Annotated in this window: 24 protein-coding genes; 12 read left to right on the top strand and 12 right to left on the bottom strand. The window is 37.4% G+C overall.

The window, feature by feature from the left end; translation table 11 throughout:
- Positions 1-38 precede the first annotated feature (38 nt).
- Complete coding sequence (locus tag ALPR1_RS10660) at positions 39-983, bottom strand: succinylglutamate desuccinylase/aspartoacylase family protein (protein WP_008200602.1); 945 nt, start codon at positions 981-983, stop codon at positions 39-41.
- A 76-nt stretch (positions 984-1,059) separates the two neighbouring features.
- Between ALPR1_RS10660 and murB the strand changes: the two genes are divergently transcribed.
- On the top strand, positions 1,060-2,073 hold the full coding sequence (murB, locus tag ALPR1_RS10655) for a UDP-N-acetylmuramate dehydrogenase (protein ID WP_008200601.1): 1,014 nt from the start codon (positions 1,060-1,062) through the stop codon (positions 2,071-2,073).
- Here the strand turns inward: murB and ALPR1_RS10650 are convergent.
- The gene (locus tag ALPR1_RS10650) at positions 2,070-2,552 is read right to left on the bottom strand and encodes a deoxycytidylate deaminase (RefSeq protein ID WP_008200596.1); all 483 of its coding nucleotides are present in this window, start codon (positions 2,550-2,552) and stop codon (positions 2,070-2,072) included. The two genes, murB and ALPR1_RS10650, sit on opposite strands and share 4 nt — an antisense overlap.
- A gap of 142 nt (positions 2,553-2,694) precedes the next feature.
- Here ALPR1_RS10650 and ALPR1_RS10645 point away from each other — a divergent pair, with 142 nt between their 5' ends.
- The 4 genes from ALPR1_RS10645 to ALPR1_RS20945 all read left to right on the top strand — a co-directional run bounded on the left by ALPR1_RS10645 (position 2,695) and on the right by ALPR1_RS20945 (position 4,524).
- A complete protein-coding gene (locus ALPR1_RS10645; protein WP_050776389.1) occupies positions 2,695-3,276 on the top strand; it encodes a DUF4136 domain-containing protein in 582 nt (193 codons plus the stop codon).
- 220 nt (positions 3,277-3,496) lie between these two features.
- On the top strand, positions 3,497-3,853 hold the full coding sequence (locus tag ALPR1_RS10640) for a response regulator (protein WP_008200593.1): 357 nt from the start codon (positions 3,497-3,499) through the stop codon (positions 3,851-3,853).
- A 253-nt stretch (positions 3,854-4,106) separates the two neighbouring features.
- Positions 4,107-4,298, top strand: coding sequence for a hypothetical protein (locus ALPR1_RS20810; protein ID WP_008200591.1), 192 nt, complete (start codon positions 4,107-4,109; stop codon positions 4,296-4,298).
- An 88-nt stretch (positions 4,299-4,386) separates the two neighbouring features.
- Positions 4,387-4,524, top strand: coding sequence for a hypothetical protein (locus tag ALPR1_RS20945; protein ID WP_153231796.1), 138 nt, complete (start codon positions 4,387-4,389; stop codon positions 4,522-4,524).
- Between the two features lie 58 nt (positions 4,525-4,582).
- On the opposite strand, the gene ALPR1_RS10625 is transcribed toward ALPR1_RS20945, so the two are convergent.
- The 3 genes from ALPR1_RS10625 to ALPR1_RS10615 form a co-directional block, all read right to left on the bottom strand.
- The gene (locus ALPR1_RS10625; RefSeq protein WP_008200589.1) at positions 4,583-5,674 is read right to left on the bottom strand and encodes a glycerate kinase family protein; all 1,092 of its coding nucleotides are present in this window, start codon (positions 5,672-5,674) and stop codon (positions 4,583-4,585) included.
- Entirely contained in the window at positions 5,675-7,063 is a 1,389-nt protein-coding gene (locus ALPR1_RS10620) for an alanine/glycine:cation symporter family protein (protein ID WP_008200587.1), read from the bottom strand.
- 158 nt (positions 7,064-7,221) lie between these two features.
- Positions 7,222-8,817, bottom strand: a complete 1,596-nt coding sequence (locus tag ALPR1_RS10615) for a beta-N-acetylhexosaminidase (RefSeq protein ID WP_008200586.1) — start codon at positions 8,815-8,817, stop codon at positions 7,222-7,224.
- A 222-nt stretch (positions 8,818-9,039) separates the two neighbouring features.
- Between ALPR1_RS10615 and ALPR1_RS10610 the strand changes: the two genes are divergently transcribed.
- Complete coding sequence (locus tag ALPR1_RS10610) at positions 9,040-10,497, top strand: Gfo/Idh/MocA family protein (protein ID WP_008200584.1); 1,458 nt, start codon at positions 9,040-9,042, stop codon at positions 10,495-10,497.
- Positions 10,498-10,551: 54 nt separating this feature from the next.
- On the opposite strand, the gene ALPR1_RS10605 is transcribed toward ALPR1_RS10610, so the two are convergent.
- The 5 genes from ALPR1_RS10605 to ALPR1_RS10585 all read right to left on the bottom strand — a co-directional run bounded on the left by ALPR1_RS10605 (position 10,552) and on the right by ALPR1_RS10585 (position 15,535).
- Positions 10,552-12,240 carry an OmpA family protein gene (locus ALPR1_RS10605; RefSeq protein WP_008200582.1) on the bottom strand — a complete coding sequence of 563 codons (1,689 nt, stop codon included), beginning with the start codon at positions 12,238-12,240 and terminating at the stop codon, positions 10,552-10,554.
- A gap of 2 nt (positions 12,241-12,242) precedes the next feature.
- On the bottom strand, positions 12,243-13,214 hold the full coding sequence (locus tag ALPR1_RS10600; protein ID WP_008200580.1) for a deoxyhypusine synthase family protein: 972 nt from the start codon (positions 13,212-13,214) through the stop codon (positions 12,243-12,245).
- 100 nt (positions 13,215-13,314) lie between these two features.
- Entirely contained in the window at positions 13,315-13,914 is a 600-nt protein-coding gene (locus tag ALPR1_RS10595; protein WP_193352724.1) for an OmpH family outer membrane protein, read from the bottom strand.
- A 98-nt stretch (positions 13,915-14,012) separates the two neighbouring features.
- The gene (locus ALPR1_RS10590) at positions 14,013-14,915 is read right to left on the bottom strand and encodes a histone deacetylase family protein (RefSeq protein ID WP_008200577.1); all 903 of its coding nucleotides are present in this window, start codon (positions 14,913-14,915) and stop codon (positions 14,013-14,015) included.
- 53 nt (positions 14,916-14,968) lie between these two features.
- Positions 14,969-15,535 (bottom strand): hypothetical protein, encoded by a 567-nt coding sequence (locus tag ALPR1_RS10585; RefSeq protein WP_008200575.1) that lies wholly within the window; start codon positions 15,533-15,535, stop codon positions 14,969-14,971.
- 98 nt (positions 15,536-15,633) lie between these two features.
- On the opposite strand from ALPR1_RS10585, the gene ALPR1_RS10580 reads away from it, so the two are divergent.
- The gene (locus tag ALPR1_RS10580) at positions 15,634-16,071 is read left to right on the top strand and encodes an AlbA family DNA-binding domain-containing protein (RefSeq protein WP_008200574.1); all 438 of its coding nucleotides are present in this window, start codon (positions 15,634-15,636) and stop codon (positions 16,069-16,071) included.
- On the opposite strand, the gene ALPR1_RS10575 is transcribed toward ALPR1_RS10580, so the two are convergent.
- Positions 16,054-16,419 (bottom strand): phage holin family protein, encoded by a 366-nt coding sequence (locus ALPR1_RS10575; RefSeq protein ID WP_008200572.1) that lies wholly within the window; start codon positions 16,417-16,419, stop codon positions 16,054-16,056. The two genes, ALPR1_RS10580 and ALPR1_RS10575, sit on opposite strands and share 18 nt — an antisense overlap.
- 184 nt (positions 16,420-16,603) lie before the next feature.
- Here ALPR1_RS10575 and ALPR1_RS10570 point away from each other — a divergent pair, with 184 nt between their 5' ends.
- Both ALPR1_RS10570 and ALPR1_RS10565 read left to right on the top strand, forming a co-directional pair.
- Entirely contained in the window at positions 16,604-17,311 is a 708-nt protein-coding gene (locus tag ALPR1_RS10570; protein WP_237701656.1) for an acyl-CoA desaturase, read from the top strand.
- 184 nt (positions 17,312-17,495) lie between these two features.
- Positions 17,496-17,825 carry a BlaI/MecI/CopY family transcriptional regulator gene (locus ALPR1_RS10565; RefSeq protein ID WP_008200567.1) on the top strand — a complete coding sequence of 110 codons (330 nt, stop codon included), beginning with the start codon at positions 17,496-17,498 and terminating at the stop codon, positions 17,823-17,825.
- A gap of 73 nt (positions 17,826-17,898) precedes the next feature.
- Here the strand turns inward: ALPR1_RS10565 and ALPR1_RS10560 are convergent, their stop codons facing one another.
- Positions 17,899-21,132 carry a S41 family peptidase gene (locus ALPR1_RS10560; RefSeq protein WP_008200565.1) on the bottom strand — a complete coding sequence of 1,078 codons (3,234 nt, stop codon included), beginning with the start codon at positions 21,130-21,132 and terminating at the stop codon, positions 17,899-17,901.
- 189 nt (positions 21,133-21,321) lie between these two features.
- Here ALPR1_RS10560 and tyrS point away from each other — a divergent pair, with 189 nt between their 5' ends.
- From tyrS to ALPR1_RS10545, 3 genes are all read left to right on the top strand, one after another.
- Entirely contained in the window at positions 21,322-22,614 is a 1,293-nt protein-coding gene (tyrS, locus tag ALPR1_RS10555) for a tyrosine--tRNA ligase (RefSeq protein WP_008200563.1), read from the top strand.
- A 150-nt stretch (positions 22,615-22,764) separates the two neighbouring features.
- Positions 22,765-23,463 carry a TetR/AcrR family transcriptional regulator gene (locus ALPR1_RS10550; RefSeq protein WP_008200562.1) on the top strand — a complete coding sequence of 233 codons (699 nt, stop codon included), beginning with the start codon at positions 22,765-22,767 and terminating at the stop codon, positions 23,461-23,463.
- Position 23,464: 1 nt separating this feature from the next.
- Positions 23,465-24,895, top strand: coding sequence for an amidohydrolase family protein (locus ALPR1_RS10545; protein WP_008200561.1), 1,431 nt, complete (start codon positions 23,465-23,467; stop codon positions 24,893-24,895).
- Positions 24,896-24,907: the final 12 nt, after the last annotated feature.

Below are 24,907 nucleotides of genomic sequence, written 5' to 3'. Positions count from 1 at the left end.
ACCAAAGTAAGGCGCCAAAGAAAAATTTGGCGCTTTTTTTATTCTTTCCCGATATGGATCAAAGCTTCACCCACATTGATTACAGGAAGGTTATTTATTCCGATCACATAGCCATTTGAATTAGCTTTAACAGGTATTTTTACCTGTCCATAGGGGTCTGTTATTTTTGCCAACACCTGCCCTTTTTTTACCTCTTCACCGAGTTTAATGTTTGAATTAAAGATCCCAGATGCTTTCGCTCTTATCCAATCGCTTTGTTTGATATAGATAGGCTTTTGTAAGGCGTATTCTGATTTCAGCATCCCCAAACTAGCTAAAAACCTTTTTGTCCCCGCTACACCTTCATCAATTGAAAAATCGTCAAGACGCATTGATTCCCCTCCTTCATAAACCAAAATTCGCTTTTTAGATCTAAAAGCTGCTTTTCTGAATGACTTTTCTATGTATTTGGAATTGACAATAAAATGAGGAGCAAAATTACTGGCTAGCTCAAGGGCTAATTTATCAGTAAAATCAACTCTCAATTGGGGGTAATTGGTTAGCATGCGGCCACCTGTGTGGAAATCCACCCCAAAATCTATCAAAGGAATAATTTCATTACTCAGAATATAGGCAATCTGCGAAGCCAGAGAACCTTTTTTGCTTCCGGGAAAACTTCTATTTAAATCTCTCCCATCAGGAAAAGTTCGACTATTTGATAAGAAACCGTAAATATTCACCAGCGGTATGATGATTAGTGTTCCTTTCAAAAGCTCCAGCGACTCATCAATTTCTTCTAGCACTTTCTTTGCAGTGGCAATACCGTTGATCTCATCACCATGAACACCTCCTGAAATCAAAACCACAGGACCGGGTTCTTTGGAAGAACGAATAAAAATTGGGAGATCGATTAAGGTATGAGTAGGAAGTTTGGCTATAGCTAATTCTATATTTAGCTTTTGACCTGGGCGAACTCTGATACCGTTTATTATTAATTCTTTCATGAAATGGGGAATGTAATGTAAAATCCATTTCTTATTAGCAGAAATCTTGTTTATTTCGCAAGACAAGAATTGGTTCATGAATATACAAGAAAACATTTCCCTTAAGCCATTCAATACTTTTGGCCTAGATAAAAAAGCAAGATTTTTTACAAGTGCTGGTTCCGAAAAGGATTTAATCGAAGCATTAATCTGGGCAAGCCACAGAGGTTTAGACATTTTTATACTTGGAGGAGGAAGTAATATTTTGCTCACGCAGGATATCAATAAGCTTGTGATAAAAAACGAGATTGACGGTATAGAGCTGATTAAAGAGGACAATGATCATGTTTGGGTCAAAGTAGGATCAGGAGAAAACTGGCATGAGTTTGTCAAATATTGTATATCAAGGAATTGGGCAGGCGTTGAAAATTTGTCTTTGATACCTGGAACTGTAGGTGCATCGCCCATGCAAAATATCGGAGCTTATGGAGTGGAAATAAAAGATGTATTTGAAAGCCTAACTGCTTTCAACAGGTCTAATCTGGAATTTGAAATTTTTGACCAAAAAGCCTGTCAATTTGGTTACAGGGAAAGTGTTTTTAAGCATGAATTAAAAGGCCAATACATCATTACTTCTGTAACATACAAACTCAAAAAGAAACCTGATTTCAAGCTCGAGTATGGAGCAATTAAAGATACATTGAAAGAAAGTGGATCAAATGAACTGAGTATAAAAGCAGTGAGTGATGCAGTCATAAAAATTCGCCAGTCTAAACTTCCAGATCCAAAAGAAATAGGAAATGCTGGTTCATTTTTTAAAAATCCGACCATTCTAACAAGTGACTGGGAAAAACTAAAACAAGACTATCCCAATATCCCCGGTTATCCTTTGAAGGAAGGAGTAAAAGTCCCCGCAGCATGGCTGATAGAACAAGCAGGATGGAAAGGAAAAACCTTTGGAGAAATTGGAGTTCATAAAAACCAATCCCTTGTATTGGTTAACTATGGAGATGGAGATGGAATGGACATTAAGGAACTATCCGAAAAGATCCAAAAATCTGTTTTCGATCAATTCAATATCCAACTAAACCCGGAAGTAAATTTTATTTAAATTAATTCATCATGGACCAAAATCTCTTTCGTGTATCGGTCCACTTTGATTCCAAATTTTCTTAAAAAATCTACCCCTTCATCTGTGCCTATCCCTTTATATTCTGCATAGGAAAAAAGGTAAACTACCTTAGAGATCCCCATTGAGAAAATGATACGAGCACAGGCAAGGCATGGTGCAAGGGTAACATATAAAGTTGAACCCTCTACAGAAGTATTGTTTTTAACTGCGTATAAAATAGCATTTTGCTCTGCGTGTAATGCAAGGGAGCAAGACCCCTTACTATCTCTGGCACATCCATTTTCAGGAAATTCATCATCGCAATTATGCGTTCCCGCTGGAGGCCCGTTGTAGCCAATTGAAATGATCCTAGTTTCTTTAGTTAGAACCGCCCCAACATGCTTTTTTATACAATGTGAGCGTTTGGCAAGGTTTACTGCCAACTCCATAAAAATATCGTCGAAATCAGGTTTTTCCATCGTTTAATTTTTTACAAAATTAGTAAGTAAATTCAGGTATGAAGAAGATTTCAGAAATTTACTTCAATAGAAAGACCAGATTCATTAAATCCAACATTCGCCACTCAGGTACGTAAAAAAAATTAAATATTAAGGAGTATTTATGATTTCAAAAAAGTATAGTTCCCTTCTCTTATTGTTTCTATTGATATTTTCTAGTTGTAGTTCTATAGAAATCTTTAAAGAAAATACAGAAACGCCTATTCAGAAACGCTATCAATCATTTGTATTAGTCAATCAGGAAGTAGGAATGAGAGGATTTAAAGCACAGTTTATAGATAAAAAAGTTCAAATACGGATCCAAGAACTACTGGAGGCAGAGGGATTAACCTATGACAAAGAGAATCCAGATCTGGTAATTCGCTATACTTCCAATGAAGAGCCAAGAGAGCGAACTACAACTAATTACCCTTCCTCACCTTATTGGGGATACAGAGTTTGGGATCCATGGGCCTATTCAAACTTTAGAAATGATTACGGACCCAAAACAACGAATTATGAGCTATTACAGGTTATTGTAGATTTTATTGAACCTAGTCAAGACAAATTCATCATGACATTGACAGGTGTTACAGAGGTAAGTAGCAAAAAATCAAAAGAGAAAAAAGTGATTAAATCAGTAGACAAAATCATGGAAAAATTCATTTTTGATATGAGTACAGAAACTCAATCGGTTCGTCGATAGAACTATTAAACACCTCTCAAGGGCTTAATTAAAGGAAAATCTTTTAGATCTTATTTTTTCATTCAACCAAACATCGGTTACCATTCAAATCTATCTTTCTACCGTACAAATATATCATTAGGATCATAGAATTAAATTGGCAAAATATTTGTGTTTTAGCCCCATGATGTTACTTTTGTAATATCTTTAATGTAGTTCAGTTGCAAATTTTTGCATTTTGATGTTAACCATAGTACTCATAGATGATGATCCGATCAGCACTTTTGTGACTGAAAAACTGATTTCAAAAAATGTGACAGAACCCTGTCAGTTTTTTAAATATCAGAGCGCTAAAGAAGCGTTAAGGGAGATCTACGAAATCAAACCAAATTACTTGTTTCTGGATTTGAATATGCCAGAAATGACAGGTTGGGATTTTCTAGACACTTTTGATATTGCTAAGAATAATGCAAAAATTTATATCCTAAGTAGTTCTGTGGACGAAAGAGATATTAACAAAGCAAGCGAATACCAATTCGTTAAAGACTACTTATCAAAACCTCTTATTAAGAAATGTATTAAGTCGATATTTAATTGACAACCTACCATTTCACTTTTTGATCTTCATTAATTCCATTCCCCTCTTCTTTTTTTGACCTAAAAACAGCTTGGCATTTTCAACTGGAAATCAGTAAATTAGACCAAGAAAGGTTCCTTTTGGCGATTTTCAAACTTAGAGAATTGTTAAATCTAAAATTTTCAAAAAAAAAAAGCTCAAGCTGATATCACAGATTAAAATTTTATTTTAATTCGCACCGTTTATTTATTTAAAACCCTTTAAAAACACAGCCATGGAGGATTTAGATGACGATTTCGAAGAATTTGATGACTTTGATGATACTGATGAATTTGAAAATGAATTCGAGGATGAATATGACTTGGATGAAGAAAACGAATTCCTAGATGACAACATTGTCGACTTCGATGATGATGAGGAGGACTTCGATGATGATTTCGAAGATCTAGATGATGATTTAGTTTAAAGTTAAAGCACTTTAAAACTACTAGTCTTTGGTAATTTCAATCAATGAAATTATCTTCGCAACTGTTAAGTTCAACGAAACAGATACTATGATACTACTTGATGTTTTTTCTTCTCCAATCGCTTCTGGTGCGCAGACATTTCTAATCATCGTTTGTGTCCTTATCGGATTAGGAGCAGGAATATCTGCCATAGATGTGAGAAGCACTTTTTCTAAGAAGAAGTAAACTCAAACTATACTATGAAATTTAAAAGAGGCTTATGCCTCTTTTTTTGTTTCTACTATTAGGAAAACCATTGTTTAGAACAAACAGCTTCTAAGTTCCTAGCTGCTTTTTTCTTGAAATCAGGACTATTAAAATCCAAATCAGGTAATTGGAGAACTTTTGAAAAGCCCTCATCAAATCCTTCATCACCAGAAGTAATTAAGTAAATCTCTTTTTGATACTTCTTTGCCAATTGAAGCAATTCGTAACATGCTTTTCCAGACCTTGACTGGGAATCATACCTTCCTTCACCCGTAATAATTAAATCAGCATCTTTAATATCCTTATCTATGCTAAGCGCATTAAAAATATAGGAAGCACCAAAAGCTATTTTCACATCAAAAAAGGCAGATAATCCAGCTGCAATACCTCCTGCAGCTCCAAACCCGCTTTTATCAATAAAATCCCTGTTAGTTTTTTTATACATCAACTTCAAAAGTCTAGTACATTGGGCTTCATAACTAGCTAAATCCTCATTAGCCAAGCCTTTTTGAGGACCATACACAGGTATTGCTCCTTCTGAGCCTAAAAAGGAGTTCTTTACGTCACATAATAAGGTAAATTCAATTTTAGGTAGGGTTGGGGATCTCTGAACATGCATAACCCGTTTTAAAAAATCAGGACTAAATGGAATTACCTCCCGGCCATTTTGATCCAAAAACTGGATTCCTAATGCTTGCAAAATCCCAATCCCCAGATCAACTGTTGCGCTCCCTCCTAACCCCAAAACTATCTCTTTTGCTCCTGCTTTAACAGCCTCCCTTATCAATAAGCCAGTACCAAATGTAGAAGCAGTTTTTACATCCAACTCATTAGAAGCGAGAAGACCTAAACCTGAAACTTTAGAAACATCTAAATAGGCAGATTCATCTTTTAAGAAAAATACACCTTTGGCCGGCCTGCCTAATGGGCCTAAACTCCATCGATGAGAAGGCTTTAAACCTAAAGATTCAGAAAGAAGCTGACATGTACCATCTCCACCATCAGCAATCGGAGTCAATTGTATAATTGCTTCAGGGTATTTGATTTTCAGTTGATCACAAATGATCCTCCCAGCTTCAAAAGCTGATAGTGTTCCTTTGAAAGCATTGGGAGCAACAAGTATTTTCACTTACACATTTTTCATTCTTTTGAAATAATCCACGGAGGCTGCTTTTACCTTCGGTGCTAGATACAATGTCGAAATCATCGTAGGAATAGCCATAATCGCATACATTCCATCTACCAAGCTTATCACAACCTCCAATGAGGCTACTGCACCCAATACGATGGTTGCCAGATAAAAATAATTGTAATAATCAGCTTTACTGGCTCCAAATAAGTAATTGAAACATTTATGCCCGTAATAGGAATAAGTAAACATTGTAGATAAAGCAAAAACCAGTACTGCTACCATCAAAAGATATTTCCCAAAACCAGGAAGCGCCATTTCAAAAGCATTGAGTGTCAATCTAACTCCATCATGTTCAGTTGTTTGCCAAACCCCAGTCAACATAATTACCAAGGCAGTAAGCGTACAAACTACAATGGTATCAATAAAGGGGCCGAGCATAGCAATAAGACCTTCTCTAACGGGTTCATTGTTTTTTGAAGCTCCATGTACCATAGGGGCTGTTCCAATTCCTGCTTCGTTAGAAAAAGCAGCTCTACGAGCACCTGTTACAATTACAGCACCCACAGCTCCACCAGCTATGGCTTTTCCTGTAAAAGCATCTTCCACAATAAACCAAAGCATTTCAGGAACATCACCAATATACTTAAACACAATCATGATCACTGTGATGAAATAAAGAGCCACCATGAAAGGAACCATTTTAGATGCCACGGAAGCAATTCTTTTAATTCCTCCAAGGATCACAATTGCCACTAAAACCATCATAGATACCCCAAGAATCCATCGAGTTGATTGGCCTAGGTCTACTCCTGCTAAAACGAATCGAGAAGTTTCTCCCCCATCCAATCCAGCTGGAATAAGTAAAACAGCTCTGATGACGGCTGTTAATTGATTTGCCTGGAAAATAGCCAAAAGACCTAAAATACCTGCTGTACAGAAAATCACAGATAAGAATTTCCATTTCTTACCCATTCCTTCCTGAATGACATACATAGGCCCACCTTGAATTTCTCCCGAAGAATCTTTTCCTCGAAACATAATAGCCAAAGTACAGGTGTAGTACTTTGTGGCCATGCCCACGAAAGCTGAAACCCACATCCAAAAAATTGCTCCTGGACCTCCCATATTAATGGCTATAGCAACTCCACTGATGTTACCTAGTCCAACGGTTGCTGCAATTGCAGAGGATAAAGCTTGAAATGAAGTAATTTGACCTGGTGCTAAATCATCGTCATATTTCCCACTTAACAGGCGTATAGAGTGACCAATTTTTCTAAATGGCAATAAACCTGAATGAAAAAAAAGTATTAAACCACCCCCCATCAACATGATCAACATGGGAGTGCCCCAAATCCAGTTGCTGAAAGAAATAATAAGATCACCCATAGGTTTATTAAGCTAGTATTAAGGTTTGTATTAGAATTGAATATTCAATTAAACATCCATATTAGGAGCTATTTGATCCAAAAACAAAAGTTTTTATACAGAATGCAAACAAAAAACCCGAGTAAATGAAAGTACTCGGGTTTTTAACTTATATCAATTTACCATTCCACTTTGGGAGATTTGTATAATCCAATTCCATTGATATCCCACCTTTTCCCCTGAACAGCAATTCTTTTTTGAAAATCAGACCATTCTCTTTTTTCACTTGGTGTCCAGGCTATTTCAGCAATTGCTGCAATCCTTGGAAAAACCATGTAGTTAAGGTCTTCTCTTGTTTCTATGGTCTCTGTCCAAAGCGGCGCTTCAATCCCAAAAATATCCTGTTTCTTTATTCCTGGATCGTAATTTTCCGGATCCCATATATAGGCCGAATCCAATTCTATATAGGCAGCCCAATGTAAGCCAAGTCTTGAAGTTGAATCGTATTGCATATCCAAATAAGCCTTTTTGGCTGGTGACATCAATACTTGATTTCCTTGCTCGATTGCCAACTTCGCATTTTCTGCTAAAGCCCAAAATTGAGCAACATTTCCCTTCAATAGCTCCGTCGTCGCAATCTCATCCCAACCTATACTTGTCTTTCCATATTTAGCTGTGATTTTCTGCACTCGCTCTACAAATTCAATGTAATCGTCTTTCTCTGTTACATGAGACTCGTCTCCACCAATATGAAAATAAGGGCCAGGTGTCATCTCAGAAATTTCTCTTATTACATCTTCTACAAACTGATAAGTGATTTCCTTATTTGTTGCTAGTGTACTGAATCCAACTTCAATACCAGTATAAATTTCAGCAGCTTTTGGATCACCATCTAAAATATCAAAGTCGATTTCACCTTCATTCATAGTACTAAAATCTCCATCTGGAAGGTTTACACCTGGATTCAACTCTCCATAAGAGGCCAAGGCAGCATTTGTATGTCCTGGCATATCGATTTCAGGAATTACTGTAATGTAATTCTTTGCTGCATAGGCAATAATTTCTTTGTAGTCTTCTTGAGTGTAAAAACCTCCATCTCCACCACCAACTTCAGATTTCCCACCAATTGTGGTCAGGTTTGGCCAAGATTTGATTTCAATTCTCCATCCTTGATCATCTGTTAAATGCAAATGAAGACTGTTTAACTTCAATTTTGCCATTTCGTCGATGTAATACTTCACATCATCTACCGTGAAGAAATGTCTGGCCACGTCCAGCATAGACCCTCGGTAGCCATACTCTGGCTGATCGACAATTTTACCTGCTGGAACTGTCCAGCTTGCCTCAGTTATCGAGTTATTTTCTATAGCAACAGGAAACAACTGAACCAAGGTCTGTATTCCATAGAAAAGTCCTGCTTCTGAATTCGCAGTAATCTTAATCAGGTCTTCCTCTACTACTAAAGTGTATGCTTCTGATTCTTCTCCTCCTAAAAGTTCTAGCTGAATATCCCCACCATCTGCATTAACTGGAAGATCAAATCCTGTAGCTGGTTTTAACCGAGAGGCTAAAACTTCTCCCAAACCTTGCAGACCCTCCGAGTTACCAATGATTTGAATAGCTGAACCTGAATTTAATTCAAAAGATCCATGCCCTGCTACTATACTACTGGGCAGAGGTATAATCGCCGCGCTTTCAAGTTCAGACAAGGGTTTTTGACAACTAAATAAAACGGCCGATATAAGGGTAACAAGGCCTAAAACTGGTTTTCTCATACATTAATATTTTGGATAAACTTACTGTAATTTTTTAAATATCTTGAATTGATAAAACGATTTTATAATTTAATGGCAGAAAAACATTGGGTCAAAAACGCTTGAAATCAGGGCCCATCATATCAGTTAAAACAATAATTGGGGTATTTAAAAAACTTGGGACTACTTTTTAAAGTGTTTTTTATATTTTAAGACTTCAATTACAATAACCTACATCATTCCATGAGCAAAAAGGACAAAAACTCTAGTAATTCCAGGAGAGATTTCATGAAAACATCTGCCACTGCTTTGGCAGGATTTTATATAGTACCAAGACATGTATTAGGAGGCCCGGGTTTTATCGCCCCTAGTGATAAACTGAGAGTCGCCAGTGTGGGTGTTGGAGGTATGGGAGGAGGAGATGTAAGAGGAATTTATGGCACTGGAAAAGTGGACATGATTGCTCTTTGTGATGTAGATGACAGCAGAGCTAAACAAAGTGTTGAAGCTCATCCTAAAGCAAAGTATTACAAAGACTTTAGAGTAATGCTGGAAAATGAGGAGAATAATATTGATGCAGTTTCTGTTTCCACTCCTGATCATATGCACGCGGTAATTGCTATGATGGCAATGAAAATGGGAAAACATGTGTATGTTCAAAAACCCATGGCCCATGACATATATGAAGCAAGAATGCTTACGGAGGCAGCCAGTAAATATAAGGTGGTAACCCAAATGGGAAACCAAGGTTCCTCCGGAGATGGAGTGAGAAAAATGGTGGAATGGTATGATGCAGGCTTGATTGGAGAGGCCACAAAAGTTTACTCCTGGACCAACAGACCTGTTTGGCCTCAGGGAATTCCTTGGCCAGAGAAAGGACAAACACCTCCAAAAGATTTAGACTGGGACCTTTGGCTAGGTACAGCACCCTATAAAGACTATGTAGAAAACCTAGTTCCTTTCAACTGGAGAGGCTGGTGGGATTATGGAACCGGTGCTTTAGGAGATATGGCCTGTCATATAATGGAGCCCCCCTTTAGAGTTTTGGGCTTAGGGTATCCAAAATCTGCAGAATGCTCAGTAGGTTCTGTTTATGTAGGCGAGTTTCAGCAGGGATACTTTCCTGAAAGTTGCCCTCCTTCTTCTCACATAACGCTTCGATTTGATAGACCAGGTAAAGAAGACCTTGAGTTTCATTGGATGGATGGTGGTATTCAACCCACTAGACCAGAGGAATTAGAGGCAAATGAACAAATGGGTGATGGTGGAAATGGTGTAATCATCGAAGGCACTAAGGGGAAAATGATGTGTTCCACTTATGGAATTAACCCACAATTACTTCCTACCAGCAAAACCAAGGATATCAATGTTCCTGAAACATTATACAGAGTTCCTAAAGGTGATCAAGGACACTATGCTAACTGGGTTGAGGCTTGCATAGGAGGTTATGGATCAAAAGAATTTGATTTACTAAGTTCTCCTTTTTCAGTAGCTGGACCTTTAACAGAATCTGTTTTAATGGGTAACCTTGCCATAAGAAGCTACGATTATAGAGCTCCAAGAAAAGAAAATCAGAATCAATTTGATTATCCTGGAAGAGGTATTAAACTGCTTTGGGATGGTGAAAATATGAAAATAACCAATTTCGAACCTGCTAATCAATTTGTCAAAAGGCAATATCAAGGAGATTATAGCTTATAAAAAAATAAAGGCTTTGATTAACTCAAAGCCTTTATTTTTTGCATTTATAGGTTCTTATTGAATTACTTCTAATTCTACCCTTCTATTTTTTGACCTTCCTGATTCTGTTGCATTGGAAGCTATAGGTCGAGTTCCACCCCAACCTGCAATTCTTAGATTTTCGAATGTAACCCCATGATCAACCAAATAATCTCTGACACTTCTGGCCCTATCCAGAGATAAGCCTTTATTCAAACTTGGATCCCCTCCTCCATCTGTATGTCCATTAATCCGGAGTTTAACACTGGAGTTTTCAGATAAAAATTCAGCTAGTTCTGAAAGCACAGCTTCAGTTTCTTCACCTTCTAACTCTGCAGTGCCTCTCTTAAAATTGACGTTTTCTAGAAGAAGTACACTTCCAGACTCAAGCTTGGTCATCAAAACCACCGTTTTATCCAATGGGTTTATATCTTTCAATGTGAGCTCTTTAGGAAAAAAACCAGCTGATTTCACTTTAATCAAATTCACATTTGATTCTTTCAAAAATGACAATGTATAAGCAGAAGAATCTTCAAAAATCACTTCATTCTTTCCATTAAAAAATTTCATTTCATAATCTAATCGGGTGCTATTTTTTCCATCTAGAACGAGCCATTCCACCGGGTTCTCTTCAGGTGTTTGTGCTTCGGTTACTTCCGCAACAGGTTTAGCTTCTGCCATTTGCTGAATCTGCTCCATAGAAACCTCTGGCTTACCAATACTACTTTTAGGATAGATAGGTGCTAATGTTACCTCTTCATTAGAAGATTTATTATTGGAGACATCAGCCAAAGCCTTTTTAGGAGGTAAAATAGCTGGAGGAGCAGTTGAAAATTCCTGAGGGATTTCTAATGGGACTTTTGTTGAGAAAGTCATTAAATCCGCAAATCCGTCACTATTCCTTGTGCTAGACCAGACGACCTCATCATCACTTATAAAAGTTACTGAAACGTCCGAACCTCTGGAACTAATTAATTCCCATCGCTCTGGCTTACTCCAAGACTTCCAATCTTCTCCTGTTTTCTTTGAAATAAAGATATCTTTTCCTTCTGCGTCATCATGCATATTGGAAGAAAAGTAAAGTAGCTGAGTGCTAGGATTATAATAAGGACTCATCTCCTGCCCTTTTGTGTTAATGGCAGAACCTAAGTTGACTGCCTTCCCCCAATCGATGATTCCGATTTTTTCACTGATATATAAGTCTTCATTTCCGTAATTATCTGGCCCTTTTGCAGAAAGGAAAATCAACTTTCCCCCTTTGGCTACTCTACCCAGCAATTGCCCTTGTAGTTCTTCCAAACCCTCAAAATTCACTTGGCGAAGAAAATTCCAGTCGGTTCCAAATTTTGAATATTGATAAAGACCATTTCTTCCTGAGCCTTTGTGGTAAACAAGAAGTGTCAATACATCTTCTAAACCCAGAGCAAAGTCATAACCATCTGTACTTAAATCGGCTCGGTGAATAGCTTCTCCCCATACTCCTTGCTCATCCTTTTTTGTCATCCAGATATCTCCCGGGTCAGATTCCCCTCCCAAATTTAAGGGGTGAAAAGCTCGGGTAAACAACAAGACATTGTCACCAATCCAAACTGGATTCTGATCATCTTGTGGGCTATTGGCCCCAGAGAGAGACTTAAGTTCCTGAGCTGAGCTAAAGTTTGAAATGCAAAAAGCAAGCAGCACAAGGCTACTTGCTTTTAGATATGTTGCTATTTTTCTTTTCATTATTATTGACCCAATACGATGGCAAACACCAGCGGGGCAACAATGGTAGCATCAGATTCTATGATATATTTTGGTGTATCGATTCCCAGTTTTCCCCAGGTGATCTTTTCATTAGGCACAGCCCCTGAATAAGAACCATAGGAAGTGGTGGAATCCGAAATTTGGCAGAAGTACCCCCAAAGAGGCACATTATCACGCTGCAAATCCTGATGTAGCATTGGAACCACGCATATTGGGAAATCTCCTGCAATTCCCCCGCCAATCTGGAAAAATCCAACAGTAGATTCGTCAGTTGCTGATTTTGTATACCAATCTGCAAGGTAAATCATGTATTGAATTCCGGTTTTCACGGTATGCACATTTTTCACATCACCCGTGATCACATGTCCTGCAAACATATTCCCTAAAGTAGAATCTTCCCATCCAGGACAAATAATAGGAATATTTTTCTTGGCAGCTTCCAGCAACCAGCTATCCTTTGGATCTATTTGGTAAAACTTCTCCAGTTTTCCAGAAAGCAAAATCTTGTAGAAAAACTCATGAGGAAAATAGGATTCTCCCGCTTGATCTGCAGCAACCCATTCTTCCAAAATAACATCCTCGATTCTACGCATGGCCTCCATTTCAGGAATACATGTGTCAGTAACACGATTCATATGACGCTCTACCAAATCCTGCTCCTGAGCTGGAGATAATTCTCTATAATTGGGAATTCTCTCATAGTAGTCATGTGCTACAAGGTTAAAAACATCTTCTTCCAAATTTGCCCCTGTACAAGTAATGATTTGTACTTTATCCTGCCGGATCATTTCGGCTAATGAAATACCCAATTCTGCTGTGGACATAGCTCCAGCAAGAGTAATCATCATTTGACCTCCATTATCAAGATGTGCTTTATAGCCCTCTGCTGCATCAATCAGACTTGCGGCATTGAAATGTCGGTAGTTATGCTTTAAGAATTCGGTGATTTTCATTCTGTTATTTTTTTCATTTAATGCTCTAAAATTACCCAAATTTTCAGCACAAAAAAACCCGGACTCAGCCGGGTTTTTAATTACTTATTATGAAGGGCTATTATTTTACAGAATCAACTGCAGTTTCGTTATAACTGCTATTTAACCCTTCAATAACCTTTTCTGTTACATCCATTGCATCATTTGCATACCAAACTGCTCCTCCTCTAGTGTAAGATAAAATGATATCCAAGGAATTGTCAGCTGCATACTGCTTCAAATAATCCTGTACTTTAGTGTACACTTCATTATAAAGATTAGCCTCATCAACAGATAATTCTTGCATCAAATTATCTCTGTATGACATTAAGTTTTGTTGCTTTTTACCAAGTTCGTCTTGTTTTGCCAAAGCTTGGTTTTGAGTCATATTGTTTGCCGATTGCTGGAAGTTAGCTACTTCTCTCTCAAATCCTTGAGCTCTACTTTGAAGCTCTGTTTCAAACTTTTGACCTTTTTCAGTGATTTCTTCAGACTTTTTTACAAAGTAATCATACTTGTTGATCACAGAATCTGTGAAAACAAAAGCAACTTTCAAATCTCCACTAGATACAGTGGTGGTAGTACCTTCTCCCTCAGTTTTTTGTGCAGCAGGTTGATTACAGCTATAGAAAAGTGCTGTTGCCAAGCCTAGCACACCGAACATTTTAAATCCTTTTTTCACTTTTAATTTGTTATAGTTCACAAGGGCGCAAATATAAAGAAAGTATTGATTTTGCAAGCGACACTTGGATTAAAGAGGGTTAATTTCAGTTAAAGTTCTCAAAAAAAGATATCCTGTGCCAACCTATAAACTTGCGCATGACCTTCAATGATATCCTTGATTTGGGGAGAATAACCACCTCCCATGCAGCACATAATAGGAATCTGCATCTCTTTTGCCAGATCCAAAACCATATTATCTCGAGTTCTAAGTCCCTGAATACTTACACTAAGACGCCCGAGTTTATCTGTTTCCAAAATATCCACTCCGGATTGGTAAAGAATGAAATCAGGAGTAAAAGTTTTTAAAACTTGATTTAGATTTTCGTCCAACAATTTCAAATACTCAAAATCCTTCATTCCATCATCCAGTTCCACATCCAAATCTGACTTCTCTTTGTGCATGGGATAATTTGCTTTTCCATGCATACTAAAAGTGAAAACTTCTGGGGTCTCCTGAAAAATTTCGGCTGTGCCATTTCCCTGATGAACATCCAAATCAATGATTAAGACTTTTTTTGCCAGCTTATTTTCCAATAAATAATTTGCCGTAATCGCGAGGTCATTTAATAAACAAAAGCCTTCTCCCCGATTGGTGAAAGCATGATGAGTACCACCTGCTATATTCATCCCAATCCCATAATCAATCGCATAAATAGCCGCTTGAATGGAACCAGCCATGATGTGGACTTCACGGGATACTAATTCAGAACTTAATGGGAACCCTGTTTTTCTTATCTCAGATTTACTTAGGCTAAGGGTTCTTAATTTTTCCCAGTACTCGCTTTCATGCGTATTGACTATCCACCTTTCTTCTACCAATTCAGGAGCAAAGAAATTAGCTTCGGTGGCCGTTCCTTCATACATCAATTGCTCAGGTAGTAATTGGTATTTCTCCATGGGAAAACGGTGTCCCAGAGGCAATGGATGGGCAAATATGGGTGACCAGGCTATTTTAAGCATAAAAAAAACGCTTGTAGGGTACAAGCGTGAAAGTACTTTTAACTCGAAATTGTTTAATCTTCTTCAGCGTCTTCTGCTTCTGACTGATAAGCATACATCGTTTCATCCAACTCAATAGTATCGTCATTAAATTCAGCTATGAATTTTGTTATTACATCTTCGTCAATGGAATCCACATGCAAAGCAGCGTCTAACCCTATACCAAAATCATGGTGAGTATCTATATCAATAAATTCTTGAACCTTCACCGTTTCTTCCTCTTCCATCTCCATGATCATCTCAGTGATGAACCATCCAATTTCTTCTTGATCACTGGTTAATGGTAGCATATTCCCGTTTTCGTCTTCTTCATAGGAAATCCCATTGAAATTGGGGAATTTTTTTGCTGCTTCATGTTCTGCAATTTCGTAAACCTCGCTAGCATGATGAAGCCTCAAAGTATATACTGCAGCATCATAAATGACACTCTTTCCTTCGTACATTCCTATGAAATAAAAATTGACAAACTCATCAGAATTTTCTTCGTCAGGAATGATTTTGAAAGACTTACCTGTTTTTTTCAACTCACTCTTGAGTTCTTCTATATGTTTGGGATCAAATCCTGGGTTAATAATGGACATAGTTCAAAAATTTTACTGCCTCCTTGGTGTCTGGTTTAATTTTGACATAATACTAATGAATAGATAATTAATATACACGCAAAATCTAAATCAATAAAATGAAATCCACAATCTTTAGCAAAGAATTTATAAAAAATCTAATCCTATCTAAGGAAAGTAAAACTCTGGATTTCAAGCTAGAGGTTAGTTCCAGTTCAAAGATTGCTCGAACCCTAGCTGCAATGGCAAACACAGAAGGAGGATTTTTGATAATTGGAATTTCAGATCAGAAAAAGGTTGTAGGAATCGATGTCCATGAAGAAAGATTTATGATTGAAAGGGCAAATCAGGAATATTGCCAACCTAAGGTTAAACTTAAAATGATAGATTTTCTATGGATTGATGAAGATTCTAAAGAAAATGAGGAGGAAACCTGGATCTTGATTGTGGAAATTCAGAAATCAAATGAAGGGGTTATCCTTTACAAAGGAAATACGGGAGAGCTGAGACACTACATCAGGATTGAAGATCAAACCAAATTATTTGCTGGAATCTAAATTATTCCCAAACAAAGAATTAATAATACTCAAAACGATAGCGAACAATACTGCCCACCAAAAACCATCCAAGTCGAAACCAGGGATAATCTTCGCAGCTAAAAGTAGCATAGCTGCATTAATCACCAGAAGAAACAAGCCCAAAGTCAGTAAGGTAATCGGGAAAGTCAATAAAATTAGAATCGGCTTTATCGTCAAATTGATCAAGATTATCACCGCAGCTAGCAAAAATCCAGTAATGAATGAATCAATGTGTACTCCTGGAAGTAAAAATTCTGCTATTAATACAGCAATGCCTCCTAAAAGGATTTTTACGAGAACAGAACTGCCATTTGAAGTATTTCCCATTTAGATAAAAGGTATAAAATTTAAGATTTAATATAAAACCTGACAATTATCATGTTAACATATCTTATCCAAAAATATAAAAATAAACTTTTTTTAGATTGAGAGGCTTATATTTGTAGCTTCAATTTTAACCGAACACCAAGTGATTATAATTATCTTCTTTCTGTTGCACTGGTACTTCTCCCTGTTTTGCCAGAGTTTCTTTCTGCATAGATATGCTGCTCATCAGATGTTTGTTATGAACAAATACTGGGAACGCTTCTTCTATATATTTACCTGGCTATGGCAAGGCAGCTCTTATTTATCACCAAGAGCTTACGCTATTCTACACAGAATGCACCATGCCTACTCGGACACACCGAAAGATCCACATAGCCCACATCATACCGAAAACCTTTTTACAATGATGTGGAAAACCAAAAACATTTACAATGAATATTTCAGCTTCAGGCTGACACCCGAAGAGCGATTTTCAAAAGACATTCCTGATTGGAACCGATTCGATAAATTTGCTGACACCATGTACATCAGAGTAGCATGGGGTTTATTGTATGTACTAATCTACGTTTTATGTATTTCAGTTTTTGAATTGCCAGGAACACATTGGTGGATGTATTTCTTGCTACCAATTCATTTTTTAATGGGCCCTGTTCACGGTGCAATTGTCAATTGGAGCGGTCATAAATACGGATATGCCAATTTTGACAATAATGATAAATCAAAAAACAGCTTGTTGTTAGACGTGTTGATGTTGGGAGAATTATTTCAAAATAATCATCACAAACTTCCTAACAGACCTAATTTTGCAGTGAAGTGGTATGAGTTTGATCCAACTTATCCAATTGTCAAATTATTGCATGCTACGAAAATAATTAAGCTCAGAACCACTTAAACGAACGTTTTTGGTCAAATGAAAGTCACTCTAGGGTGACTTTTTTTGTATTATTTTCAGAGTTTCACTTGGACTAATTAAGTTATAATTGGAAAAAATACAGATTTTAACTGACGTAATTTTTGGTTTTATCAAACTAAACGAATAATTTTCTTCCGATTTAAAACTTAACGCCTAAAATTTTATGAAACCATTAACTAGAGCCGAAGAGGATATCATGCAAATCCTTTGGGATATCGAAAGAGGATTTGTTAAAGATATCTTATTGCCAATGCAGGAACCAAAGCCTGCTTACAACACAGTTTCTACCATTGTGAGAATTTTGGAGAGAAAAGGTTTTGTGAGTCACAAGTCTTATGGTAAAAGTCACGAATACTTCCCAATCGTTTCTAAAGATGAATACAGAACTTTCATCATTAAGAAAATGCTGGATGGATACTTCGATAATTCTTTCTCTAAACTTCATGAGTTTTTTAAGAATGACGAAACATTGAACACGAAAGAGTATCAATAATCTGACTTTTGATCAAAAAAACCTGGACGATTTATCATCCAGGTTTTTTTATGGCCATACTCAAATGTAAATATTAATCCACGTCCTTCAATAATTCCTCTATGGCCTTTTCTAATTGCTGATCAATTCCTTGATCAATTTTTCCAGGCATATTCTTTATCTCAAATTGTGGTTTGGTCTCGTTATTCTCTAACCACTCCCCTGCTTTATTTTTCGCTGATATAGGAACAGCTCCCCATCTACCACCATCTGGCAAACCTTCCCAACCTGCAAATGAGCAAGTTCCAGGAGTGGGCATTCCTACCGTCTTGCCAATACCTAAATCTGTATAACCACAGGCAAAACAATGTCCATCAGAATAATTAGCCTCATTGAACATCGCTAAGGTTGGCTTAGTCCATCTTGCAGTAGGTTCATAACCCACCTCTTTGGCTTCCGTCGCATAGGTTAGAAACTTCTCACCGGTAAAGAACATTGCCAAATCAGCAACCAAATCTCCTCCTCCATTAAACCTGGTATCTACGATGACTCCTTCCGTGTCATGAAATTTACCCATCATTTCTTCATAAACATTTCTATATGGGCCATCACTCATTCCTGGGATATGAACATAGCCAAGTTTTCCATCACTCAACTTGGTCACTTCCTCTTGGTTTGTTTTTACCCATCTTTTATAGAGTAACTGATTTTCCTCTCTTAATGAGATAGGCTTTATTGTCACTTGTTGCGTTTCCCCATTACTTGGATCTAGGACCTCCAACAAAGTCAACTTGTCTGCTTTCCTATTAAGTAACTTTGCAAAGTCTATTTGGGCAGAAATCAACTCTCCATCAATTTTCTGAATTACCATACCTTCTTTAATATCCAAATCCGCCTTATCAAGCGGCCCTCCTTTGATTATTTCTTTAATCTTAAGACCATCCTCAGCAAAACCATAGTCCCAAAATACTCCTAAAGAAGCTGTTTCATCCGCCATCGGGATACTCTTAGAGAATCTGGCACCTGCATGGGAAACATTTAATTCTCCTATCATTTCAGAAATCATTTCTGCAAACTCATAGCTATTTCCGATACTAGGCAAGTACTTCTCATAAGCTACTTTTGCCGCTTCCCAGTCTACACCATGCATATCTGGAGTATAAAAAATGCCTTTAGTCCTCAACCAAATATGCTCGAACATATAATTTCTTTCCTCTTCAGCATCATAAGTCATCTCACCAGAAATCTTAACAGATTCCTTTTTCATGCTTTCAGGATTAATCTTGGAAATACTGCCATTGGAAAGCAAAAACAAATTTTTCTGATCCTTGTCCCAAACCAAACTCCCATAGCTTGAATTCAATGCTATCTCTTGTTTGGTTTCTTTGGTTCTTAAATTTGTACTCCAAAGATTCATCCCTTTTTCAAAACTTGTCAGGTAAAACAATTTCTCTCCGTCCTTAGAAAGAACCGCATCGCCTAAAGTTGAAGAATGAATTGTAAGTCTCGCCTTTCTTTCTTCTAATCCATCCCAATCAAATTCAATTGGCTCAACTTCTTTTTTCTCCTCATCTTTCCCCTCTTTATTTTTCTTATCCGTATCTGATTTTTTGGACTTCTCTATCTCCTTCATTAAGTCAAAATCTTCCTTTGACAAATTGAATTTATCCCAGGACTCTTTGTCAAAAAATAAAGAATAGACATCATTTTGGCTTCTTCCGGAGGTAGCATAGCTTCTCATACCATCACGGTTAGAAAACCACAACATTTGTTTCCCCTCATTGACCCAAACAGGCTGGCTATCCCCATACCCACTTTTCGTAAGGTTTTTCTTAGGTTCCTTGCCAGTAGCATCCAATAAAACCACCTCAGAATTAACCATGGTAGGGTTATATGTGGCCAAAAGCCATTTACTATCCGGTGACCAAGTAAAATATTGATCTCCATCTCTCATATGGAAAAGCTCATCAGGGGTCATTAATGTCACGGATTCTTGGCTTTCCAAATCCATAACCTTAAGCGTTCGGCGATCTTCCACATAAGCCAGTTTTTTGCCATCTGGAGAATAATCTGGTTCGTAAACATCTACTTCTTTGGACACCAAAACCTTTTCTTCAATTAATGTAGAAGCAAAGAAATAAGGCTCCTCAGATCTTATTTTAGAAGAGGAATAGATGCTCCATTTCCCATCTCTTTCACTAGAATAAACAAGTGATTTACCATCAGGTGAAAAATCCAAGAAACGCTCCTGCTCTGGTGTATTAGTGATTCTTTTGGTCATTGAACCATCTACAGAAGTAACAAAAACCTCACCCCTTGCTATTAATGCGATTTCCTTTCCATTTGGCGAAATCACCATTTCACGCACACCGCCATTGATGGCAATATAAGAATCTGAATTACTGACTGCTTGAGTTTTAATACGTACTTCTAACTTTTTTGGGCTTTCTCCTTTTCTTAACGTGTAAAGCTCTCCATCATATCCAAAACTCATTAAGCCATCCTGAGAAATTGTCAAAAAGCGAACAGGAAAATCTGTCAAGCTAGTTAAGGCCAAACTTTGCTTAGGATTGTTTAAAGGCATTGCAAACACATTAAAGCTTCCATTCGCCTCACTTAAATAATAGATTTCGCTTTCGTCAGGTGAGAATACAGGATTTCGATCCTCTCCATAATAATCTGTCAACATGCTATGGGATCCTTCCTCGGCATCATAAAGCCAAATATCCCTAGCTATTCCAGATTCGTGATGCTTTCTCCACTCATTTTCTCCACCTTTTTTATCGTGATATATCATTTTGGTTCCATCCTGACTTGTTTGCACATATTCGGCAGGAATAGTCCAAATTTGATCTACCCGTCCTGATTTCTTAGGAACCTGGTAGAGTTCAGGTTGAGAGCCTGTTGGGTATTGTCTATGTTCAGCGATATCCATTCTAGTGGCCCCAAAAATCACATTTTGATTATCTGCACTAAAGTCAAATGGTTGCTCATCATTGGAATGAAATGTAAGTCTGGTAGCCGGACCTCCCTGAGCACTCATGATAAAAACATCAAAGTTTCCATACCTATCAGAAGCAAAAGCCAGTTGCTCTCCATCCTTGCTCCATACAGGCTTATAATCATGAGCTTCATGAAAAGTAAGTTGTTTGGCATCTCCACCCGTACTGGAAACTAGAAATAAATCTCCTTTAAACGTAAAAGCGATTAGAGATCCGTCAGGAGATATTGCTGGATATCTCATCCATTTGGGAGGAGACTGAGCAAAAGCAATATTCCCAACAAGTAGAACCAAGCATATGGTTAAAGAGTAAAGAAATGATTTCATATATAGGGATTTTTATTGCTAAAGTAATTAAAAAAAGAAGCTTAAACTGAGTCTAAAAAGCTGAATCCTGATTAATAGCTATTCCATGAAGCAATTTTCTTTCAAATTCACCAGAATCAATTCTCCATTTCTTCCATGCTACAATCAGGAAGGCTATATTTGCCACTCAAAAAAATCACAAAGACTCAGATGAATTCATTTATTGAAGAATTGCGCTGGAGGGGGATGCTTCAGGATATGACTCCCGAATTAGAAGAACACTTGTCCAAAGGAGTGGCTTCTGCCTATTTGGGATTTGACCCAACAGCAGATTCATTACATATAGGTCACCTTGTTGGGGTGATGACATTATTGCATTTCCAAAGAGCAGGTCATAAACCATTCGCTTTAGTCGGTGGTGCTACGGGAATGATCGGTGACCCTTCTTTTAAATCTGCAGAGAGAAATCTTTTGAATAAAGAAACGCTTGATCATAATGTTTCATGTATTCAGAACCAGCTCTCTAAGTTTCTTGATTTTTCTGGAGAGACTAACAACAAAGCGGAATTGGTAAACAATTACGACTGGATGTCTGAGTTTAGCTTTTTGGAATTTATAAGAGATGTAGGAAAGCACATTACCGTCAATTATATGATGGCCAAAGATTCTGTGAAAAGAAGATTGGAAGACGGAAATGGCTTATCATTTACGGAATTCAGTTATCAGTTGATCCAAGGCTATGATTTCTATCATCTTTGGAAAAACGAAAACTGTACGATTCAACTGGGTGGTTCTGACCAATGGGGAAATATTGTCACAGGAACAGAATTGATTAGAAGAATGGGCGGAGGAAGTGCTTTTGCTTTGACCGTTCCTTTGATTACAAAAGCTGATGGTTCCAAATTTGGTAAAACTGAGGGTGGCTCTGTTTGGCTTGATCCAGAAAAAACTTCTCCTTATGCTTTCTACCAGTTTTGGTTAAACGTTTCGGATGAAGATGCCTCAAAATATATCCGAATCTTTACCACTCTAGACCAACAAACAATTGAAAGCTTGGAGGCAGCTCATGCAGAAGCACCCCATCAAAGAGCTTTGCAGAAAGAGATTGCAAAAAATGTTACCGTGATGGTTCATGGTCAAGAAGAGTTAGACATGGCTATCAAAGCTTCAGAAATACTTTTTGGCAAATCATCTACCGAAGATTTGGCTTCTTTGGATGAGAGAACATTCCTTCAGGTATTTGATGGGGTTCCTCAGGTACAACTCTCTAAGGATGAATTTGCTGGATTTGAATCCACTCTTGATTTATTTGGAGAGGCAACTCAAGGAGTGATCTTCAAATCAAAAGGTGAAGCAAGAAAAATGATCCAAGGGGGTGGAGTAAGTATCAATAAAGAAAAACTTACTGATCCAAATGCAGCTCTTTCCTGCTCTTTACTTCAAGGGAAATACCTTTTGATTCAAAGAGGAAAGAAAAATTATTATATAGTAGAGATAAAGTAATTGACTTAAATTCAATTAAATAAAAGGCCTTTAATCAAATTTAAAGGCCTTTTTCTTTGCTTTTACTATTTCTTTATTCAAAGGTAAAATAGATTTTTGACTATAGTTTAATATCTTTGATCTAGTAAACGAACTCTATACAGAATAGCAATGCCCTCAGAAAAAACGAACAAAGAAAAACTCATTTTAGATGCTGCAGTTTCACTTTTTACGAGTAAAGGATTTGTAGCAACACGAATGGAAGATGTGGCTAAAACGGCTGGTATCAGTAAAGGCCTGACATATTTTTATTATAAGAATAAAGAAGACCTTTTCATGGCCTTGACTAAAAAAGCCTTTGACCAGTTTAAAGATGAGTTTAGAGATGTATACAGAAGTAAAGGGAAAAATGGTCTTGAAATGATCAGCGAACTGGTAGTTAGAATACCAGCTTTTGCAAAAGAAAACCAGGTCTATTATGACTCCATTTTGAACTTTTTGGATCTAATGAAAAAGTATAACAATCCGGAAACACGAGAACAAATAGACCCAAAAACTCTTGCTTCAGACCATTTTCAAAAACTTTTAGAGATACATCACGAACCTGCAAAACTGGGTGTTATGATGATCAGCCAAGGAATTAAAGACGGTAGCATTCGGCCTGAACTTCAGCCAGAGATCACTTTCTATACTATTTGGAGTATGATCATTGGTTATGAGAAAATGATGGGACCAATTGATTACGAAGGAAAAGAAATCAAAATAACACCATCTAATTGGCAACCAGGATTTCTTAAATTATTGCAAGACATGCTAAAAGGTACTATTCAGGCAGTGAAACCTAGTACCGTACAAGGCTCCCTCTTTTAACATGAAGTACTTAAAAACCATTTTAGCTGCTTCTATTCTATTTTCTTGTCAAAGTAAAACTGAAGTTGATCTTATTATTGATCAAGTCAACATTGTGGATGTAAAGAATGGTGAGGTTATCCCAAACCAAGCTGTATTGATACAAGCTGATACCATTTTTCAAGTCTTGGCGCAAGAGAAGGCAGAAAATTACCAAGGCATAGAAAGAGTCAATGGCCAAGGAAAATTCCTATTACCGGGACTCTGGGATAGTCATGTACACTTTGGTGGAGCAGAATATGTCGATGAAAATGAACAACTTCTTCCGCTTTATTTAAGCTTTGGAGTTACTACAGTCAGAGACGCTGCAGGTGATATTAGCCTGGAAGTCTTGAAGTGGAGAGACGAAATTAATCAAGGGAAAAGGCTTGGTCCTAAGATTTTAACTTCAGGCCCAAAACTGGAAGGTATCAATTCAATTTGGCCAGGAGATCTGGAAATCGGTACAGAGGAAGAGCTCAAATTAGCACTTGATTCATTAGAAAAGCTGAAAGTTGATTTTATTAAAATCACCGACAATACCTTAAAACCTGAGCTATTTCTGGAAGCAGTAAAAAGAGCCCACGAGAGAGGCTGGAGCGTTTCAGGACATATCCCAGCTGCATTGACGATAGATCAGGTTTCTAAAGCAGGACAAAAAACTGTGGAACACCTCTCCTATCTTATGCGGATGACAACTCCCTTTGAGGAAGAAATAAGTTTAGGGCTTGGAAGTGGAACAATGAGTGGACAAGATGCTACAAAATTACAAAGAGAGACTCGAGACGACTCACTTGCTTTGGAGAAGTTCAGGTTATTGGCAGCGCAGGGAACTGGAGTAGTTCCAACCCTTTTGATTAGCTCCAACATTGCATATCTGGAAGAAGATAATTTTAAAGAGGACACGATTCTAAATTACCTAGGCCCCAAGCTAAAGGAAAGCTATCAATGGAGAATAAATCGGATGGCAAATGAAAGTCCTGAAGACAAACAAGCTAGAAAAGACAATTTTGAAAGGGTGGCTAATTTAATTCCTTTGGTAAAAGAGTCGGGAATGAAAATCTATGCAGGAACGGATGCAGGATATCTAAACACTTATGATTTTCCAGGCTTAGCTATTCATTTTGAGCTTCAAAAACTAGTAAAATATGGCTTGACGCCAAGAGAGGCATTAGAGGCTTCCATCATCAATGGTCCTGAATATTTTGGAATGGATGAGCAGTATGGCTCAATTGAGCAAGGTAAAAAAGCCAATTTGTTACTTCTAAATTCCAACCCTTTGGAAAATATAGAAGCTACCCTTACAATTCAAAGCCTAATACTCAACGGAAAGCTCCTGGACCGTGAAAAGATAGACAGTATGTTGGCTGATATTAAAGCATGGGTTAGTGAAAAAGAACAACAGGAAAAATAATTGTTAGACTAT

It is taken from the genome of Algoriphagus machipongonensis (assembly GCF_000166275.1).
GTDB classification, from domain to species: Bacteria; Bacteroidota; Bacteroidia; order Cytophagales; family Cyclobacteriaceae; genus Algoriphagus; species Algoriphagus machipongonensis.
This window is presented reverse-complemented; position numbering and strand designations above follow the sequence as displayed.